Annotated in this window: 16 protein-coding genes and 1 pseudogene; 2 read left to right on the top strand and 15 right to left on the bottom strand. The window is 59.1% G+C overall.

Features of this window, described 5'->3' with window-relative positions; genetic code table 11:
- Window positions 1–407 precede the first annotated feature (407 nt).
- From DCS96_RS01865 to DCS96_RS01810, 12 genes are all read right to left on the bottom strand, one after another.
- Window positions 408–1,913 carry an aldehyde dehydrogenase family protein gene (locus DCS96_RS01865; protein ID WP_116472665.1) on the bottom strand — a complete coding sequence of 502 codons (1,506 nt, stop codon included), beginning with the start codon at window positions 1,911–1,913 and terminating at the stop codon, window positions 408–410.
- Between the two features lie 150 nt (window positions 1,914–2,063).
- Entirely contained in the window at window positions 2,064–3,407 is a 1,344-nt protein-coding gene (locus DCS96_RS01860; RefSeq protein ID WP_157953552.1) for a lyase family protein, read from the bottom strand.
- Between the two features lie 355 nt (window positions 3,408–3,762).
- Window positions 3,763–4,749 (bottom strand): inositol 2-dehydrogenase, encoded by a 987-nt coding sequence (gene iolG / locus DCS96_RS01855; protein WP_116472663.1) that lies wholly within the window; start codon window positions 4,747–4,749, stop codon window positions 3,763–3,765.
- A 152-nt stretch (window positions 4,750–4,901) separates the two neighbouring features.
- Entirely contained in the window at window positions 4,902–5,906 is a 1,005-nt protein-coding gene (locus tag DCS96_RS01850; protein ID WP_116472662.1) for a TIM barrel protein, read from the bottom strand.
- A gap of 113 nt (window positions 5,907–6,019) precedes the next feature.
- The gene (locus DCS96_RS01845; RefSeq protein ID WP_116472654.1) at window positions 6,020–7,060 is read right to left on the bottom strand and encodes an ABC transporter permease; all 1,041 of its coding nucleotides are present in this window, start codon (window positions 7,058–7,060) and stop codon (window positions 6,020–6,022) included.
- 21 nt (window positions 7,061–7,081) lie between these two features.
- Window positions 7,082–8,566 carry a sugar ABC transporter ATP-binding protein gene (locus DCS96_RS01840; RefSeq protein WP_116472653.1) on the bottom strand — a complete coding sequence of 495 codons (1,485 nt, stop codon included), beginning with the start codon at window positions 8,564–8,566 and terminating at the stop codon, window positions 7,082–7,084.
- Between the two features lie 75 nt (window positions 8,567–8,641).
- Window positions 8,642–9,565 carry a sugar ABC transporter substrate-binding protein gene (locus DCS96_RS01835; protein WP_116472661.1) on the bottom strand — a complete coding sequence of 308 codons (924 nt, stop codon included), beginning with the start codon at window positions 9,563–9,565 and terminating at the stop codon, window positions 8,642–8,644.
- A gap of 527 nt (window positions 9,566–10,092) precedes the next feature.
- Window positions 10,093–10,908 carry a TIM barrel protein gene (locus tag DCS96_RS01830; RefSeq protein WP_116472660.1) on the bottom strand — a complete coding sequence of 272 codons (816 nt, stop codon included), beginning with the start codon at window positions 10,906–10,908 and terminating at the stop codon, window positions 10,093–10,095.
- Window positions 10,909–10,973: 65 nt separating this feature from the next.
- Window positions 10,974–11,960, bottom strand: a complete 987-nt coding sequence (gene iolG / locus DCS96_RS01825; RefSeq protein WP_116472659.1) for an inositol 2-dehydrogenase — start codon at window positions 11,958–11,960, stop codon at window positions 10,974–10,976.
- A gap of 84 nt (window positions 11,961–12,044) precedes the next feature.
- Window positions 12,045–12,866, bottom strand: coding sequence for a 5-deoxy-glucuronate isomerase (gene iolB, locus DCS96_RS01820; RefSeq protein ID WP_116472658.1), 822 nt, complete (start codon window positions 12,864–12,866; stop codon window positions 12,045–12,047).
- Window positions 12,867–13,336: 470 nt separating this feature from the next.
- Window positions 13,337–14,491: a phytanoyl-CoA dioxygenase family protein gene (locus tag DCS96_RS01815; protein WP_116472657.1), complete on the bottom strand. Its 1,155-nt coding sequence runs from the start codon at window positions 14,489–14,491 to the stop codon at window positions 13,337–13,339.
- Complete coding sequence (locus DCS96_RS01810; protein ID WP_116472656.1) at window positions 14,488–15,336, bottom strand: SDR family oxidoreductase; 849 nt, start codon at window positions 15,334–15,336, stop codon at window positions 14,488–14,490. The genes DCS96_RS01815 and DCS96_RS01810 overlap by 4 nt, the downstream gene beginning before the upstream one ends.
- 114 nt (window positions 15,337–15,450) lie before the next feature.
- On the opposite strand from DCS96_RS01810, the gene DCS96_RS01805 reads away from it, so the two are divergent.
- Window positions 15,451–16,485 carry a LacI family DNA-binding transcriptional regulator gene (locus DCS96_RS01805; RefSeq protein WP_116472655.1) on the top strand — a complete coding sequence of 345 codons (1,035 nt, stop codon included), beginning with the start codon at window positions 15,451–15,453 and terminating at the stop codon, window positions 16,483–16,485.
- A 181-nt stretch (window positions 16,486–16,666) separates the two neighbouring features.
- A pseudogene (gene tnpA / locus DCS96_RS01800) lies at window positions 16,667–17,124 on the top strand (IS200/IS605 family transposase).
- A gap of 10 nt (window positions 17,125–17,134) precedes the next feature.
- Here the strand turns inward: tnpA and DCS96_RS18480 are convergent.
- The 3 genes from DCS96_RS18480 to DCS96_RS01785 form a co-directional block, all read right to left on the bottom strand.
- Window positions 17,135–17,467, bottom strand: coding sequence for a hypothetical protein (locus DCS96_RS18480; protein WP_157953551.1), 333 nt, complete (start codon window positions 17,465–17,467; stop codon window positions 17,135–17,137).
- Window positions 17,468–17,723: 256 nt separating this feature from the next.
- A complete protein-coding gene (locus DCS96_RS01790; protein WP_116472654.1) occupies window positions 17,724–18,764 on the bottom strand; it encodes an ABC transporter permease in 1,041 nt (346 codons plus the stop codon).
- A 21-nt stretch (window positions 18,765–18,785) separates the two neighbouring features.
- On the bottom strand, window positions 18,786–20,270 hold the full coding sequence (locus tag DCS96_RS01785; protein ID WP_116472653.1) for a sugar ABC transporter ATP-binding protein: 1,485 nt from the start codon (window positions 20,268–20,270) through the stop codon (window positions 18,786–18,788).
- Between the last annotated feature and the right edge of the window lie 60 nt (window positions 20,271–20,330).

Raw genomic sequence — 20,330 nt, 5'->3', positions numbered from 1 at the left:
TACGAGTACGTCCATGTAGGCTCGGACATGCCATCCCTGGCATGTCACGGTCGTGACAGGCGTTCTTTGTTTCCTCTTTTTTGAATACCGAATTGTCCGCAGCCGGTGCCAACCGGCAACGTCATTACACTCGTGAGGACAAAGGGATCTGCTCAGCCGACCATCCGCGTCACGGATGGCGCGGCTGAGCCTACAAGGATGTATATACGGCGAGTCGGAGGAGCGGGCTCTTTGTCCGTGATTGATATAAAAATCAAACAGATCAGTTGATTAATGAGATAGGTATAAATCGAAGGACCGAAGGAAAAAGGCCCGAACGAAAAGCGGGCACGCGCAGCCAGCCACCGGCCTTACGGCCGGCGGCTGTGAAGAAACGGGCTCGCCCGTCGAGTGTTCAGAAGCGGTTATCAGGCGTCGCCGTAATACACCCAGACACCCTTGGTCTTGGTGTAGGAAGACAGGGAGTGAATCGCCATCTCCTTGCCCCAGCCACTCTGGCGGAAGCCACCGAAGGGGGCGGCCAGGCCGTAGCAGCCGTAGCGGTTGATAAACAGCATGCCGGCGTCGATTTGCTCGGCTACCCTATGGGCACGGGATACATCAGCGGTATAGAGGCCGGCTGCCAGGCCGTAGGCGGTGGCGTTGGCCATTTGCACCGCTTCTTCCGTGGTGTGGAAACGAGTACAGCACAGCACGGGGCCAAAAATCTCTTCCTGATTGATGCGGGCATGCTGGTCCACCTCGGAGAAAATGGTGGGGCGAATGAAATAGCCGTTGGCATTGTCACCCTCGGTATCGGCACAGCCGCCGGCCACCAGTTTGGCCTCGCCCTTGCCGATTTCAATGTACTCCAGGATCTTGTTGAACTGGGCCTCGTTGCACTGGGGCCCCTGGTCGACATTTTCATCGAACGGATTGCCGCACTTCACCGCGTTGGCCTTGGCGATCAGCTTCTCCAGCACCTGATCATAGATGCTGTCGTGGATCAGGAAACGGGTCGGCTCCGAGCACTTTTCTCCCTTGTGGGAAAACATCACGGTAAAGGCCCGGTCGATGGCGCCGTCCAGATCCGGCGTGTCTTCAAAGAAGATACAGGGAGACTTGCCGCCCAGCTCCAGGGTGGCCGCCTTGAGGTTGGACAGGCCGGAGTTTTGCACTATTTTGCGCCCTACCCCGGTGCTGCCGGTGAAGGACACCTTGTGCACATTGTTGCTCAGGGTCAGCTGGTTGGCCATCTCGCCATTGGTCAGCAGCATGTTGATCACGCCCTTCGGAAACTCGAGCTCGCTGTCGATCAGCTCCATCAGGTAGATGGTGGTCAGCGGTGTGTATTCCGACGGCTTGATGATCACGGTATTGCCCATGGCCAGTGCCGCCGCCACCTTGAGGCTGGTCTGGTACAGGGGGAAGTTCCAGGGGGCAATCAGCGCGCAGACGCCAATCGGCTCCTTGACCGTATAGTTCAGGAAGCCGTCTTCAACCGGCGAGGTTTCACCGTAGAACTTGTCGGTCCAGCCGGCATAGTATTCAAAGATATCGGCACAGGTGGGAATGTCGTCGGCCATGGATTCGGCGTATAACTTGCCGTTGGGCAGCGACTCGAGCACCGCCAGCTCTTCAGTGTGCTCGCGGATCAGCCGGGCTACCTGACGCAGCATCTCCGCCCGCTGAGTGCGGCTGACCTTGGACCAGGCGCCGGATTCATGTTGCTGGTTGGCAATGTGAGCGGTGTATTCCACCTGCTCCGCATCGGCCATCACGAACTCGCACAGGGCTTCGCGGTTGGCCGGGTTGGTCACCACCCACTTGTCCTGGCCGGCACCCTCTACCCACTGGCCATCGATATACTGGCGCTTGGGTTGCTGAAGCCAATCGTAGGCCCAGGACAGGGGAATATTTTTAACAGAATCCATTTGATACTCCATTTCTGTTGCAACGACGGTGACATCCTGTGAGGACGTTTGCGGTAACGGTTGCTAACGAGAGTAGAAGGATGGCTTTTCGAGCACAATTGACATTAGCGTATGGCGCCCTGCAAAAAACTCATCCTCCTTCCCAAGTGCTTATTCCTCCAGGTAACGCCGGATCTGCTGCAGATCCCCGCCGCTTTCCTTGTAGACACGGGCAGCAAACGAATAGCCACGCTGCTGCTTAAGGCGAATGAGGGTGGGGATCAAGGTATTAACATTGTGGGCGTTACGCGCCAGATCCGGCTCCATGCCGGCCAGGCAATGCTGCCGGAATGCCGCCATGCCGCTGGTCAGCACCGAGATGGTGTCGAGCAGATTGCTGATCACCACCAACTGCCAGGGGGTGTAATCCAGCTCGCCATGATCCTGGGTCATCTGCACCGAGTAACAGCGCCCGCAGGCCTGCATGCAGCACTGGATCAGGTATTCCGGAATGGTCGGGTTGACCTTGCCCGGCATGGCCGAGGAGCCGGGTTGCACCGCGGGCAGGCGAATTTCGCCAAGCCCGGTTTCAGGCCCCGATGCCATCAGGCGAAAGTCCTTGGCAATGCGCAGCAGGGCCCTCGCCAGCTGGTCCAATCCGGCAGCCACCCGGGCCAGATCATCATGACTCTGGGAAGAGTCAAACAGGTTGTCGCTGTGCACAAAACGTGTCTCCCCCGTCATCCGGTTCAGCCCATCGATAACCCGGTTGAAGAAGGCCTCAGAACAATCCCCCTTGCGCCCGATAATATTGCCGCCCAGGTTGACCCGGTACAGCTCGGCCGTGTCTGTATCCAGTCGTTGCCGATGACGGGCGAGCTGTGAAGCATAACCACCAAACAGATCGGCAAAACTGATTTCGACCGCGTCCTGCAGGCAGGTGCGGGAAATCTTCAGCACATGCCGCCACTGTCCCCCCTGCGCATCGAAGGTACTGAGCAGGGCTGCCAGCTCACTATCCAGTTGTTTCATCTTGTCGATCACCGCCAGATGGCAGGCGGTATTCAGGGCATCACTGGTCGAGTTGTTCAGGTTGACATGATCATTGGGATGCACCGGCTGGTAGCTTCCCAAGGGGCGATCAAAGGCATTGCGGTTGGCCAGATTGGCCACCACCTCATTCACGTTCATATTGCTGGAGATCCCCCCACCCCCGTGGAATGCATGCACCGGAAACGCATCGGCCGGCATCTCTTCAAGCAGCAAATTCACCGCCGATACGATGGCCTGACCGATATCAGGCTCTATTTCCCCGGTATTGAGATTGGTCAGGGCCGCCAGCTTTTTCACCAGCAGCAGCCCCCGCAGTAGCTCCGGGTAGGCCGACAAGGGCTTTTCGCCGTTCAACGGATACAAGTTGATTGCCCTTTGCGTTTGCACCCCGAAAAGCGCCTGCGCCGGCACTGCAAGATCGCCGATCAAGTCCTGCTCAACCCTGTACTGACTCGTCATCATCATGTTCACCCTGCCCTGAAGAAAATACACAAGAAGTCCATTGCATCAAAGCGCAAGCACAGTCGGATGGCCAATGACATTTTGGCGGGAAGGCATACAGAAATGTCACGCTGGACCGGCTCCCAGGCCGCGGGTCAGCGGTCACTCGCACTAAATAAAAAAACGTCCGCCAGTGGCGGACGCAAATCAGGCTACTCAAGCCCGATACCCATCGAGAAACAGAAATATCCTAAAACCGTTGGCGGGATAACGGCCGGTGGCCTCCTCTGGCTGCCGACCAGTCGTCGGCGCCCTCCATACTCCCCCCGCCTATGCGGGAGTGAGCAGCCTGAGCAATGGGGACCAACGATCTCCCTTACAGGTGGACCGTCTTGCCGGTGACGTAGGATTCCACCGCCGCATCGGCCAGGCGCAGGGCCTGCTCGCCTTCATAACCACCACTCAGACATTCGACTCGACCCAGCACTACGTCTACGAAATGAGCCCATTCGGCCCGGAAGGCGGCGCTATAGCGCTCCAGGAAGAAATACTGCGGGTTGGCCACACGGCTGCCCTGTTCATTGGCCAGCGATACCGTATTTTCCATCTGGTTCTCGGCCCGCAGCATCCCCTCGGCGCCCAGCAGTTCGATGCGCTGGTCATAACCGAAGCCGGAGCGACGGGTGTTGACGATGGTACCGATGGCGCCGGAGGCAAACTCCAGGGTGACAGTGGCAGTATCGATATCGCCGGCCTCACCGATGGCCGGATCCACCACACAGCTGCCACGGGCGGTCACTGCCACCACCGGCTCGTCCACCAGGTAGCAGGCCATGTCGAAATCATGGATGGCCATGTCGCGGAACAGGCCGCCGGAGCGCTGGATGTAAGACACAGGAGGTGGCGATGGATCCCGGGAGACAATCAGCACCGACTCGGCCTTGCCGATCTGTCCTTGCTGGTAACGGTTGCGCACGGCGGCAAAGTTGGGGTCGAAGCGGCGGTTGAACCCCACCAGCAGCGGTACCTGGCACTCCTCCACCACCTTAAGACAGGCTTGCACCCGCGCCAGACTCAGATCCACCGGCTTTTCACAGAGGATGGCCTTGCCGCTGCGCGCCGCCAGCTCGATAAAGTCGGCGTGGGTGTCGGTGGCAGAGCCGATGACCACTGCGTCGATATTCTTGTCGGCCATCACCTCTTCCAGTGTTTTCACCGGCGCGCCTGTCTTCTCGGACAGGCTCTGGGCCGCTTCCGGGAAGGCATCCACTATGGCGACCAGCTGGCTCTCGGGGTGCGCGACTATATTCACCGAATGCACCTGGCCGATGCGGCCGGCGCCAATTAATGCCACATTAATCATCTTTCGTCTCCTGTCCTGTATGCTTTTTACTTGTTCTTGGGGTAGTTGTCTGAGTTCTCCCGGGCATGATCGGCTTCCCGGGTAAAGCGTCACTTGCGGGTGGGTTCCGCGTCCCGGTCGTACTTGTAGGACGGATTTCGGGAATGCATATTTCAAGTATTGTCGGCGATAGCGGCCGAGGGACAAGCTCCCGACGGCAGATCAAGGGAGCGGCCACCAGGCCCTTCACCGGCCTGAAACCCCTTGCCCTGCAGAAAGGCCAGGCTGGCGGTCACGTCCTGCAGGCTGCCGGCGGCATTACGCGGATCCCGCTCCTGCTCCACCGTGATATAGCCCTGATAGTCCAGCTCCCTGAGCAGACGATAGATGGCGTCGTAGTCCAGCACGCCCTGGCCGATGGGGCACATGACGCCCCGGGCACAGGCGGCAAAGAAGTCCACCTGCTCAGCCATCACCTCGGTATAAACCTGCGGCTCGATATCCTTGAAGTGCAGATAGTCGATACGCCCGGCATGGCGCCGGATCAAAGTCACCGGATCCATCTTCGAGTAGTAGAGGTGGCCGGTGTCCAGGCACAGGCCCGCCACCTCGGCGGGAATATCGGTGACCAATCGTTCGATTTCGTCCTCGAATTCGATATAGCCGCCCGCATGGGGATGGACCACCACCCGCACCCCGTAGTTATCCCGGGCCAGGGTACCGATGGCCTCGATATGCGCCATGGCCTGCCGCCAGCGCTCGGGCGAAAGCCGGGGGGCCCGCTCCGGGTGGCCGGCCACCAGGCTGCGCTCGGCGTGTATATGGTCGATCAGCACCAAGTAGGGAGCAGCAAAATGCTGGCCCGGCGCTGTGGGCAACCGGGGCAACCGGGTGAGCAGTTCGCAGAGGTCGTGGGTCTGTTTAAGCAAGTTGGCGAGGTTGTCCGGGTCCACCAGATCGTCGAAGATGGTGCCCGCCACCACACTCAGGCCGTGGGCGTCGAGCGCCGCGCCGACCCAATCGACATCCAGCGGCAGATAGCCGTAAGGGCCTAGCTCTATGCCCCGGTAGCCGGCCTGGGCCGCCTCGCTCAGCACCCTTTCCCACGGCGGCAGGTAGGGGTTGTTGACATCCTCCACGCCCCAGCAGCAGGGGGCACTGGCAATATACATGGTCATAATGGCACCTCAGTCAGGGCGTTAGGCCGTTGTGGGGTTGGGATTCCAGGAAAGAAACAGGCAGGGCCCGGGGCTACCTGCCTGAAAAAGGGCTATTCACGTTCGGTATTGAATCAGCGTTTGGCCCGGTTGCGGCGCATGTCGATCACCACGGCCCCGACGATGATGCCGCCCTTGATGATGTCCTGCATATAGGTGTCCACCCCGATAAAGGTAAAGCCGCTCTTCATCAGACCGAGGATGATGGCACCGATCACGCAGCCGGTGATACGCCCCACCCCGCCCATCAGGCTGGTGCCGCCGATCACCGCCGCGGCGATGGCGTCCAGCTCATAGGCCATGCCCATGCTGGACTGGCCGCTGCTGACCCGCGCTGCCATCACGATGCCCGCCAGGCCGGACAGGGCCCCGGCGATGGAGTACACAATGACCAGGTACTTGTCGACATTGATGCCGGACACCCGGGCCGAGGTCATGTTGCCGCCGATGGCGTATACATACTTGCCGTAGCGGGTGTGCTTGAGCGCGATATGGAACAGTACCGCCACCACCAGGAAGATCACCACCGGCATGGAGCCGCTACCGATGGCGGTAAAGCCGTCGGACAAGAAACTGATGGGGTTACCCTGGGTGTAATACTGGGCCAGACCTCGGGCGGACACCATCATCCCTAAGGTGGCGATAAAGGGCGGGATCCCGGTTTTGGTGATCAGGTAGCCGTTGATCACGCCGCATAACAACCCCACCCCGATGCCGGCCAGGATCGGCACAATGGCCGGCAGATCGACCAGCGCCGGGTACATGGGTGAAATGCTGTCGGCGGTCTGGGCCAGGCTGGCCGCCACCACCGCCGTCAACGCCACCAGCGAGCCGGAGGACAGGTCAATGCCGGTGGTGATAATCACCTGGGTCACCCCCACCGCGATAATGCCGATAATCGCCACCTGCAGCACAATCAGCACCAGCCGGCCCGGGTTCATCAGGAAGGACTGGCCGCGGAATACCCAACCCAGCACCTCAAACACCAGGGCGATGCCGATCATCACCAGGAAGATACCCATGTCCCTGGGCATTTTTTTCTTGAGATTGTCCCAGGTGCTGGCCTGGTTGACCGCCGGCGCTACCACGTCTTTGTTCATCTTGATGTTTTCCATAGTTCAAGTCCTTTTAACCGTTTACTCCGAGGCCAGCTCGAGGATTTTTTCCTGGGTGGCGTCCGCCTTGTCCAGAATGCCGGTGATGTGCCCTTCGTGCATCACCATCACCCGGTCGCTCATGCCCAAAATTTCCGGCAATTCGGACGACACCATGATGATGGCCACCCCCCGGTTGGCGAGCTCGCTGATCAATTTATAGATTTCCGCCTTGGCCCCCACATCGATCCCCCGGGTCGGCTCATCCAGGATCAAGATCTTGGGCTGGGCCAGCAGCCAGCGGGCAATCAACACCTTCTGCTGGTTGCCGCCGCTCAGGTTGTTGATGATCTGATCCATGGTCGGGGTCTTGATATTCAATTTATGGATTTGCTCCAGGCAGTCCCTGGCCATATCCGCATGCCTGACGAAGCCCTTGCTGTCGATGTACTTGGGCATCTTGACGATGCTCATGTTCTCCAGCACCGACAGCACCAGGAACAGGCCGGACTTCTTGCGGTCTTCGGTGAGAAAGGCCAGTCCCAGATCGATGGCCTGGGCCGGCGAGCCGATGGTAACCTGCTGGCCTTCGAGCACGATGCTTCCGCTGTCCGCCGGGTACACACCAAACAGGCTTTCCATCACCTCGCTGCGCCCGGCGCCGACCAGGCCGGCCACCCCCAGGATCTCGCCCCGCTTGAGGGAAAAGCTGACATCGTGGAACTTGCCGGCGCGGCTGAGGTTCTCGACGCGCAGCACTTCTTCGCCGATGTTGTCGTTGAACTTGGGGAACATCTGGGTCAGCTCACGGCCCACCATCTTGGTGATCAGGCTCTGGCGGTCGAAGTGTTCGGTCTTGTCCGAGCCGACATAGGTGCCGTCGCGGAAGATGCTGATCTCGTCGGTGATTTCAAAAATTTCGTCCATCTTGTGGCTGATATAGACGATGGACTTGCCTTGCTCCCTGAGGTTATTGATGATGCGAAACAGGTGAAACACCTCGCCTTCGGTCAGGGCCGAAGTCGGCTCGTCCATGATCACCACGTCGGCATCGTAGGACACCGCCTTGGCAATTTCGATCATCTGCTGGGTACCGATACTGAGCTCCCCCACCAAGGTATCGGGTTTGACCTTGATATTGAGCTGCCTGAGCAGGGTATCGGTTTGCTGATACAGGGTGTCGTGGTCGACGAAGGGGCCCTTCATCGGTTCGCGCCCCAGCCAGATATTTTCCGCCACCGTCATGTAGGGCACCAGGTTCAGCTCCTGGTGGATCATGGAAATACCGGAATGCAGCGCGTCCATGGTATCGCAGAAATGCATTTCCTTGCCTTTGACCTTGATCACACCGGTATCCGGGGTGTAGATACCGATCAGGCACTTCATCAGGGTGGACTTGCCGGCGCCGTTTTCGCCCATCAGCGCATGCACGCTGCCGGGCCGTATCTTCAGGGTGACATTGTCCAGTGCCTTGACACCGGGGAAGCCTTTGCTGATGCCGTCGGCTTCAAGCACATATGGGTACATCTGATTTCCTCCGAGACGTCTCACTGGACCCCGCCGGCTGGCGGGGCCCGCGCCAAACCTCAGTTACACAAAACCTCAGTTGCGCCCAACATACAGCTGGTAGTTATCCGCCGTAACCAGCTCGTAGGGGATCATCACGTTCTGCTCCACCGCTTCGCCCTTGGCCAGCTTGTAGGCGGTCTCGACGGCCGCCGCCCCCTGGCCCCTGGCGTCCTGGAACACGGTGACATCCAGCATGCCCCGATCAACAAAGGCCAGGGCGTCGGGGGTGGCATCCACCCCGCCGATAATCACCTCTGCCAGCCGGTTCTTGCCCAAGGCCATGATGGCGCCGATGGCCATCTCATCGTTGTTGGCGGCAATGGCATCGATTTCATAACCGGACAGCAGCCAGTTATTGGTAACATCGATGCCTTCCTTGCGGGCAAACTTGCCGGTTTCCTTGGCGATGATGTTGATCTCCGGATACAGGGCAGCCACTTCCTCCACCCCACGGGTGCGGTCGCGGGTGGCCTCGTTGGACAACTCGCCCATCAGGATGGCCACATTGCCCTTGCCGCCCAGCTGTTCGGCGATGTATTCCATCTGCAACTTGCCGGCGACCTTCGAATCCGAGCCCACAAAAGCCATCCCTTCGGGCAGTTCAACTTCGGGGCGACGGTTGACGAACACCAGCGGAATACCGGCATCAGCGGCGCGCTTGATGATGGGCGTCACCGCCTGGGTATCCACCGGATTAAGAATAATGACATCCAGTTTCTGGTTAACGAAACTTTCCACCTGCTGCAACTGCTGGCCCACGTCAGCCTTCGCATCCTCGAACTGGGCGTCGACGCCCTCCAGCTCGGCCACTTTGTCCTGCATGGCCTGGCGGACCAGGGCCAGGAAGTTATCGTCAAACTGCGCGATGGACACCCCAATCTTGATGTCGTCGGCAAGGGCACCGAAAGAAGCGGAAGACATCAGGGTTGAGGCCAGCAATATTTTTTTCAGTTTCACGGTAATACTCCTTATTACGTTGAAAACGAAGGGGGTCATTGTTCGTCAGCCGCCGGCAGCAAGGCCGGGCTATCTGGACTGAACGGGGTATCGCCGGAACGCCGTCTTCTGATACACCCCTAAATGAAAAATAATTTTCGATTTGAATTATTAAACAAAAAATATTTTTCATCAACAACAATAAACATCCTGTTAACGTTTTTTTTGATCAGGATCAATATCACCCAAACGTGCTGGTATTCCGAGCCTAGTCGCCCGGATGGAGATGGAGAGCTGCAGAAATGAAGGCAAAAGCGGGTATCAGTGCTGCCTCGGGCGATTAGCGGGCGAAACTTGCAGGAAAAACAAACTTGAACAACCCATTCGATAGCAGTGGTGGTAAAGGTGTGGAACGAGGCGCACAGGCCGGTTTGTCATGTCCAACGACCATAAAAAAAAGCACCTGCCAGTGGCAGGTGCAAACCAGACTACCCGAGTCTGATACCCATCGAGATATGGAGTAACCACGTTCAACATCCCGGTATTCTTCAGCGAGACAACAGCTCTACCGGCAGGGTAAAGGCTTCACGGAACCGGCGCAGGGCCAGATCCGAATCGCCGGAGGCGAAGGCTTCCAGGCCGATATTGCCCCGGTAACCCACCTCAAACAGGGCCCGGGCAATGGCGGGATAGTTGATCTCGCCGGTGCCAGGCTCGCAGCGACCGGGCACATCCGCCACCTGGATCTCGCCGATATGGGGCGCGCTGCGGCGGATCAGTTCGATCAGGTTGCCCTCGCCGATCTGGGCATGGTAGAGATCGAGCATCATCTTCACCTGGGGACGATTGACTCCCGCCACCAGCTCCAGTACATCCTGGCCCTTGGCAAAGGGCACACCCGGGTGATCCACCTCGGTATTGAGGTTTTCCAGTACGAAGGTCACCCCGTGCTGTTCACCCAGATCCGCCAGCCGCCTCAGGGTATCCGCGGCCTTGATCCACATGGCACCGGTCACCTGGGTACAGGGCTTGACCGGCAGTCCCTTGTTGTCAAGGCCGGTGCCGTGCAGGTTCAGCCGGGGAATGCCCAGCTCCTTGGCAACCGGAATGGACAGGGCCGCGGTGCGCAGCAGTTCATCGGCACCGTCATCGTCCGCCAGGGTGCCGGTCACATAACCGGTCATGGAGGAAAAAGTCGCCCCGCTCGCCGCCAGTGCCGGAATGTCATGCCGGGTCCAGTCCCAGATCTCGACCTGGAATCCCTGCTCGTGAATACGCTTGATACGCTCCAACACCGGCAGGTCGGTAAACACCATCTCGGCACAGGCTGCCAGGGTAAAGAGCTGGGAAACATCCATGGCCATGGTTTCGCTCCTGAAAATTGATTAGTACGCCTCGACTCCCCTTGCCGGTTGCAACCGCCCTTTGCTTACAGGCGGACCGTCTTGCCGGTGGCGTAGGATTCCACCGCGGCGTCGGCCAGGCGCAGGGCCTGCTCGCCTTCATAACCACCACTCAGGCACTGGGCCCGGCCCTGAGCGACATCCACAAAGTGCGCCCATTCGGCCCGATAGGCGGCATGATAGCGCTCCAGGAAGAAATACTGCGGGTTGGCCACACGGCTGCCCTGTTCATTGGCCAGCAGTACCGTATTTTCCATCTGGTTCTCGGCCCGCAGCAGACCCTCGGTGCCCAGCAGCTCGATGCGCTGATCGTAACCGAAGCCGGAGCGGCGGCTGTTGACTATGGTGCCGATGGCGCCGGAGGCAAACTCCAGGGTAATAGTGGCGGTATCGATATCGCCGGCCTCACCGATGGCCGGATCCACCACGCAGCTGCCACGGGCGGTCACTGCCACCACCGGCTCATTCACCAAATAGCAGGCCATGTCGAAATCATGAATGGCCATGTCGCGGAACAGGCCGCCGGAGCGCTGGATGTAGGACACGGGGGGCGGTGACGGATCGCGGGAAACAATCAGCACCGACTCGGCCTTGCCGATCTGTCCTTGCTGGTAACGGTTGCGCACGGCGGCAAAATTGGGGTCGAAGCGGCGGTTGAACCCCACCAGCAGCGGCACCTGACATGCTTCCACCACCTTAAGACAGGCCTGCACCCGCGCCAGACTCAGATCCACCGGCTTTTCACAGAAGATGGCCTTGCCACTGCGTGCCGCCAGCTCGATAAAGTCGGCGTGGGTATCGGTGGCCGAGCCGATCACCACGGCGTCTATGCTCTTGTCTGCCATCACCTCTTCCAGGGTTTTCACCGGCGCGCCTGTCTTCTCGGACAGGCTCTGAGCCACTTCCGGAAAGGCATCCACAATGGCGACCAGCTGGCTCTCGGGGTGAGCGACGATATTCGCCGAGTGCACTTGGCCGATGCGGCCGGCGCCAATCAATGCCACATTAATCATCTTTCGTCTCCTGTCCTTGTATGCGAATTGCTGACTCTTGGGTTACTTGCTTGTTCTTGCACTGCTGACTTGTTCCTGGGCTACTTATCTTGCTTTCGGGTAATTATCTGAATTGACCCAGGCGTGATCGGCTTCCCAGGTAAAACGCCACTTGCGGGTGGGGCCTGCCATTACGTTCAGGTAATAGTTGTCATAGCCGGCAATGGTGGCGACCGGGTGGTATCCCTTTGGCACCATCACCACGTCCTGGTTATAGGGCGCCATGCACTCATCCAGCTCGAAATCGTCGGTATAGACCCGCTGCATGGCAAAGCCCTGGGGCGGATCGATACGATGGTAATAGGTCTCTTCCAGATAGGTTTCGCCCGGCTCGGCGTCCCTGTCGTGCTTGTGGGACGGATAGGAGCTGGTGCAGCCTTCATCGGTGAACACTTCCACCACCAGCAGGCTGTCCGCCGCCGCAGTATCAGGCAAAATATTGTGCACATAACGCTGGTTGCGCCCCTTGCCGCGGTGCTCCGCCTCCACCTGCTCCGGGCCGATCAGCCGTGCCTTGTGGTTGCCATGACCCGGCGCGCGGCAGACCGCCAGCTCCAGCCGGGTTTCAGCGGTCACGGTAAAGTGATCGTCGTTGGGCACATACACCGAATAAGGCTTCTTGCGTTCAAAAGGGCTCATGCGCTCGCCGATAGATTCAACACTCAATTCACGGCTGCGTACGCTGGCCTTGCCCGCGACCAGCACCAGGCAGACTTCCTGGTCCAGTGTGTCCTGGCTTAAGCTCTGGCCGGCTTCCAGTTCGTACACCTCGAAGCCCACATACCCCCAACCGGCCGACTCCGGCGTGATGCGCTGAATGGCACCCTGACTGTCCGGTTGCTGGCACCTGGATAATAACTTGGACATCCGTCCCCCCCTGGTTGATGAATTATTAATTCCGCCATAAATTATAATAAAACACTTATTTCACATAATGAAGCTATGGAGCTGGAAATTTAAACCCTCTTTAACGAATTTGTGACTAGTAACGCAACTCGTTAACCTGAAAACACAACAGAAGGCCGAGATACGCCGACAAAGAGTGAATTACGGGAATGCTTGTTTCAAACGTTGCCGGAGATCGTGGCCGGGGAGCTGCTGCCGGTGGCCTTGGCGGATCCCGCTCCTGCGCCACCGTGATATAACCCTGATAGTCCAGCACGCACCCGACCGATGGGGAACATGACTCCCAGGGCGGCAGGAGGGGATTGTTGATGTCATCCTCGCCCCAGCAGCAGGGAACACTGGCAATATACATGGTCATCATGGCCCTTCGACAGGGCTTTAAGCCATGTTGCTTCTTCGCTGCGTCGTTACAGACAACCTTTGCAAAGCCTTCACGCCAGCCGATTTTCCTTGCCCAGGTTCAGTTGGCGGAGAAAGTCAGCCTCCGTCCAGTTTTCTTCCAGTGCCTGACGCAGCAGTTGCTGCTGGGTCCGGGGCGCCAAACCACCGAGGGGAGGATCCCGATCCAGGTTGGTGGGAAAGGAGTAGCCATCAGCAGCGGCCGCGATCAGCGCCGACAGCTCGGACTCCGCCAGCCGGCCCTGACGATGACGGGCCAGCAGTTCTGGATAGATGTGTCGCAATATCCTCTCCCGGCTCAGGCTTTCCATCGGCTTGCCGAAGGCAGAAGACACCTGCAGCAAATTGGCGGTACGCACCACATCCTCGGTGCTGTTGCTACCGGCGGCATGGAACAGGGCCGGGCTGAAGAACAGCATATCCCCCTGCTCCAGGGGCAGCTGCACCGCGTGTCGCTCGAAATACTCGATGAAATCCGACCGCCTCCAGGCCAGGTAGCCACCGTCATACTGCTGAGAGAAGGGCAGCAGCAGGGTCGGCCCCGAGGCCAGCGGCATGTCCGAATGGGCCACGGCACCCTGCAGCGTCAAGTACTGAGACAATAGCTGCACCGGCAGCGGAAAACGGCTCACGTCGGCCACCGGCTGAAAGCCGAGATGATAATCCCGGTGCGGCTGCTGGGCCTTGCCGCCCGGGCGCACCACATTGACCTGAGCGGTAAGCTGGTACCAGGGTCCCAGCCAGGCCTCGCACACCAGCGCCAGCAAGGAGTTGCCATAGTAGTCGATAAAGGCTGCGGCATCCCGCTCAGCCACCTTCTGCAGCGAGTTCCATATACGGCCATTATCACCGGCCTGGGCGAAGTGATCCGCTGCGGCCCCGGCTTGTGCCTCTTCCGCGAAGATACACTCGAACACCGCCGTGTTACGCTCGATCACCGCTTTATCGGCATAACCGCCCTTGATTACCAGCACTCCCGGCCCTTGGGCGAGAGCCCGATGCAGCTCGGTCAGCACCTCGATGCGATCACGGTGGACCGCAGTGTTCAGGGTTTGCGCCCGATAGACCAGAACCCCGCGCTCGATACCGGCCGCCAGGGGATAGTCGGACAAGACCGGTGACTGCTCACACAGGGTCGCGAACTCGGTCAGATCCAGTTGCTCCGGTTGCAGATAGAGCGCCTTCATTCCTCACCTCCTTCCGGCAGGACCAGGGCCGCCGCCGGCTTGGGCGAGCCCTCGTCACCACAACCGATCACCCCCTGATCGAAGTCGATGATGGCACCGGTCATCATTCCCGACTCATCAGACAGCATAAATGATATCGCCCGTGCCACTTCCTCCTGCTTGAGCAGGCGGCCAAAGGGCTGTGCCTGTTCCACTCTGGTCAACCAGTCGTCGGCAGCGCCGTGGTACTGGCGTTGGATCTCGTGCTCATGGGGCGAGTCCATCCAGCCGATGTTGAGACCGTTGACCCTTATCCGGTTGCGCATGGCACTGTAGGCCACATTTCTGGTGAGGGTGGTCAGCGCTCCCTTGGAGGCGGCGTAAGGGGTAAGGAAGGATTGCCCGCCATGGGAAGTCATGGTGATGATGTTGGCGATGCTGCCTGCCACCTGGTTGCGGATCATCAGTTTGATGGCCGCCTGCATCAGGAAAAAGGGCGCCCGCACGTTGACCGCGAAGATGCGGTCGAACAGCGCCGGGGCGGTGTCCAGAATACCCCCCCGATCCGACATGCCAGCGCAGTTGGCCAGGCCGTGCAGGGTGCCGAAACGCCGCTCGGCTTCGTCAATGATGGCCTGACAATCCTCCGCTCGCTCCAGATCCGCCGGAACAAACCAGGAGGGACAGCCCAGCCTGGTCAGCCGGTCGACCTGGATCTGCCCCTTGTCCCGGCTGCGCCCGCACAGTACTAGGCCTGCCGCCCCCCGTACCGCCAGCAACTCGGCCACCGCCGCTCCCAACCCCTGGGTGCTGCCGGTCACCACAAAATAACGTCCTTCAAATTCTCGCTTGTCACTCTGGCTCATCTGTCCCTCCGATGACACATCAACAAAACAAACATTTTATTTATATTTATTTTGAACTAATAATAGCATTTACAGTTCGCTAACAAGACCACGGAAACGCCTCAAGAACACCTCATGCACAAACTCAACCACAAGAAATTCTCCATCAAGCAGATCGCGGCCCAGGCCGGGGTCAGCAAGGCCACGGTGGACAGGGTGCTCCACCGACGCGGCCAGGTGCACTACCAGACCCTCAGACGGGTGGAACAAGCCATCAGCGAGCTGGACAGCCAGCAACGGGCAGCATTGGCCGCCGGCCGCACCCTGTACTTTGATGTCATCATGCAGGCGCCGGAGAGGTTCAGCGGAGCTGTGGCGGAGGCAATGACCGGCCAGGTGGGCAGTCTGGCCCCCTACCGGATAAGCCCTCGCTTCCACCTGTTCGAAGACATCAGCGTTACCGGTTTGACCAAGCTGTTGCAACGCTGCCTTGAGCAGGGTAGCCAGGGGGTGATCCTGAAGGCTCCGGACGAGCCGAGCATCAACGAGGCGGTCAACCGACTTTTTGAGGCGGGCATCCCAGTGGTCACCCTGGTCACCGACTTGCCCGCCAGCCGGCGTGTCGGCTACATCGGCATGGATAACCGCAGTGCCGGGCGCACCGCCGCCTATCTGATGTGCCGCTGGCTGCCCTCCCCCCCCAAGCGAGTGGCGGTGGTGCTGAGTAACCAGGGTTTTCGCGGCGAGGAAGAGCGGGAAAGCGGTTTTCGCCAGTGGCTACGGGAGCAGGCGTCACACCTCGGGGTGGTGGAGGTGAGCGGCGGCCTGGGAATATACGACCATACCCTGAGACTGATGAGCGACTGCCTGGACCACCACCCCGAGCTCAATGCCGTCTACAGTGTGGGGGGAGGCAACAAGGCTATTGTCGATGCCTTTGCCGCCCGGAGCCGACCGCTCGAGGTACTGATCGGGCACGATCTGGACCGGGAAAACCGCCGGTTGCTGGCGGAAGGTCGCATCGCCGCCCTCATCGACCATGATCTGCAGCAGGATGCCCACCGGGCCTTTATGCAGCTGCTGCGCTTTCACGGCTTCCTGGCAACCGCAGTCGTTCAGCCGGACTTCTCCCGAGTGCTGGTAGTCACCCCTTTCAATATGGCGGGCTGATTACCACCAGACCTGTAGGCTCCGTTGCAGGAAGAGCAGGCCGGAGAGAAACAGCAGGCCGTAACACAACCGGTAAATAAACCAAGGAGTCCCCCGGCTTTGCCGGGGGACTCCTTAGGGTTTGACCGTGTGATACGGTCGCCTGGGCTCTTCTGTCTCGATCAAGAGATAGGAGTTCCAGATGAGAGAATACCAGAGCCAGGCTCATACGAAATGGAAATGGAAATGGAATTGGAATTGGAATTGGAATTGGAATTGTAAGTATCACGTTGTATTCATCCCCAAAAAGCGCAAAAAGGTGATTTTTGGAGAGATCTTGGCACGATACTGCATGAACTCGCGAAACAGAAGGGTTGCGAGATAGTGGAGGGGCATCTGATGAAAGATCATGTACACATGTGCATAAGCATCCCAGCCAAGCTGTCAGTATCAAATGTTGTTTGGTATATCAAAGGAAAAAGTGCGATTTCTACAGCAAGGAATTTCGCAGGAAAGAGCAGAAATTTCACCGGAGAGAATTTCTGGGCCAGAGGGTACTTTGTTTCTACAGTGGGGCTGGATGAGGCGATGGTGCGAGCTTATATCCAAAATCAGGAGAAAGAAGATGAACGTTATGACCAGCTGAGACTGGGAGTATAGCTTGCCGCCTTTAGGCGGCTCCCGCTTTTTTTCTGTCCCTTTGAGGGGCTAACAACTTCAAAGCCCCCGGGTTTGCCGGGGAATACTTACTAAGCTGCTGGCTGGCGGTCCTGATCAGCCAGACGCCGATCCTCACCCCCAGAGGTACCAGGGGCACCAGCTTCATCAGGTTGATCAGGACAAAGAGCATCGCCATGGTGCCGATCAGCAGCCGTTGTTCCAGCTGCTGGGGCAGAAGGTACATGCTGGCCGACACCGGCGGAGTAAACCAGTGGTGCAGGCAGAACAGTACGGAAGCCAGGCCAACAAAACCGATCAGCAGCCAGTCCGGTGCCCGGGCCATCAGCTGCCATGCCAGTGTGCCCCCCCAGCACGGCGGCGGCAGTGGTGGGATGAGTGGTCAGGTTGAGCAGGGGCACCGCCACCCCCCCCCCCAAGGCACCGTCCAGGCCGCCCTTGCCGATACCGTAAATCAGCACGGCGGGGATGGCGGCCAGATAAAAGCCAGGGTCGGTGATTATGGTGCCTCCATCAAATACAAAACAGGCAGGGGCCTGGGGCACCTGCCTGAAAAAGGGCTATTCACGTTCGGTATTGAATCAGCGCTTGGCTCTGTTGCGGCGCATGTCGATCACCACGGCCCCGACGATGATGCCGCCCTTGATGATGTCCTGCATATAGGTGTCCACCCCGATAAAGGTAAAGCCGCTCTTCATCAGACCGAGGATGATGGCACCGATCACGCAGCCGGTGATACGCCCCACCCCGCCCATCAGGCTGGTGCCGCCGATCACCGCCGCGGCGATGGCGTCCAGCTCATAGGCCATGCCCATGCTGGACTGGCCGCTGCTGACCCGCGCTGCCATCACGATGCCCGCCAGGCCGGACAGGGCCCCGGCGATGGAGTACACAATGACCAGGTACTTGTCGACATTGATGCCGGACACCCGGGCCGAGGTCATGTTGCCGCCGATGGCGTATACATACTTGCCGTAGCGGGTGTGCTTGAGCGCGATATGGAACAGTACCGCCACCACCAGGAAGATCACCACCGGCATGGAGCCGCTACCGATGGCGGTAAAGCCGTCGGACAAGAAACTGATGGGGTTACCCTGGGTGTAATACTGGGCCAGACCTCGGGCGGACACCATCATCCCTAAGGTGGCGATAAAGGGCGGGATCCCGGTTTTGGTGATCAGGTAGCCGTTGATCACGCCGCATAACAACCCCACCCCGATGCCGGCCAGGATCGGCACAATGGCCGGCAGATCGACCAGCGCCGGGTACATGGGTGAAATGCTGTCGGCGGTCTGGGCCAGGCTGGCCGCCACCACCGCCGTCAACGCCACCAGCGAGCCGGAGGACAGGTCAATGCCGGTGGTGATAATCACCTGGGTCACCCCCACCGCGATAATGCCGATAATCGCCACCTGCAGCACAATCAGCACCAGCCGGCCCGGGTTCATCAGGAAGGACTGGCCGCGGAATACCCAACCCAGCACCTCAAACACCAGGGCGATGCCGATCATCACCAGGAAGATACCCATGTCCCTGGGCATTTTTTTCTTGAGATTGTCCCAGGTGCTGGCCTGGTTGACCGCCGGCGCTACCACGTCTTTGTTCATCTTGATGTTTTCCATAGTTCAAGTCCTTTTAACCGTTTACTCCGAGGCCAGCTCGAGGATTTTTTCCTGGGTGGCGTCCGCCTTGTCCAGAATGCCGGTGATGTGCCCTTCGTGCATCACCATCACCCGGTCGCTCATGCCCAAAATTTCCGGCAATTCGGACGACACCATGATGATGGCCACCCCCCGGTTGGCGAGCTCGCTGATCAATTTATAGATTTCCGCCTTGGCCCCCACATCGATCCCCCGGGTCGGCTCATCCAGGATCAAGATCTTGGGCTGGGCCAGCAGCCAGCGGGCAATCAACACCTTCTGCTGGTTGCCGCCGCTCAGGTTGTTGATGATCTGATCCATGGTCGGGGTCTTGATATTCAATTTATGGATTTGCTCCAGGCAGTCCCTGGCCATATCCGCATGCCTGACGAAGCCCTTGCTGTCGATGTACTTGGGCATCTTGACGATGCTCATGTTCTCCAGCACCGACAGCACCAGGAACAGGCCGGACTTCTTGCGGTCTTCGGTGAGAAAGGCCAGTCCCAGATCGATGGCCTGGGCCGGCGAGCCGATGGTAACCTGCTGGCCTTCGAGCACGATGCTTCCGCTGTCCGCCGGGTACACACCAAACAGGCTTTCCATCACCTCGCTGCGCCCGGCGCCGACCAGGCCGGCCACCCCCAGGATCTCGCCCCGCTTGAGGGAAAAGCTGACATCGTGGAACTTGCCGGCGCGGCTGAGGTTCTCGACGCGCAGCACTTCTTCGCCGATGTTGTCGTTGAACTTGGGGAACATCTGGGTCAGCTCACGGCCCACCATCTTGGTGATCAGGCTCTGGCGGTCGAAGTGTTCGGTCTTGTCCGAGCCGACATAGGTGCCGTCGCGGAAGATGCTGATCTCGTCGGTGATTTCAAAAATTTCGTCCATCTTGTGGCTGATATAGACGATGGACTTGCCTTGCTCCCTGAGGTTATTGATGATGCGAAACAGGTGAAACACCTCGCCTTCGGTCAGGGCCGAAGTCGGCTCGTCCATGATCACCACGTCGGCATCGTAGGACACCGCCTTGGCAATTTCGATCATCTGCTGGGTACCGATACTGAGCTCCCCCACCAAGGTATCGGGTTTGACCTTGATATTGAGCTGCCTGAGCAGGGTATCGGTTTGCTGATACAGGGTGTCGTGGTCGACGAAGGGGCCCTTCATCGGTTCGCGCCCCAGCCAGATATTTTCCGCCACCGTCATGTAGGGCACCAGGTTCAGCTCCTGGTGGATCATGGAAATACCGGAATGCAGCGCGTCCATGGTATCGCAGAAATGCATTTCCTTGCCTTTGACCTTGATCACACCGGTATCCGGGGTGTAGATACCGATCAGGCACTTCATCAGGGTGGACTTGCCGGCGCCGTTTTCGCCCATCAGCGCATGCACGCTGCCGGGCCGTATCTTCAGGGTGACATTGTCCAGTGCCTTGACACCGGGGAAGCCTTTGCTGATGCCGTCGGCTTCAAGCACATATGGGTACATCTGATTTCCTCCGAGACGTCTCACTGGACCCCGCCGGCTGGCGGGGCCCGCGCCAAACCT

This window comes from Zobellella maritima (assembly GCF_003075035.1).
Taxonomy (GTDB): Bacteria; Pseudomonadota; Gammaproteobacteria; order Enterobacterales; family Aeromonadaceae; genus Oceanimonas; species Oceanimonas maritima.
This window is presented reverse-complemented; position numbering and strand designations above follow the sequence as displayed.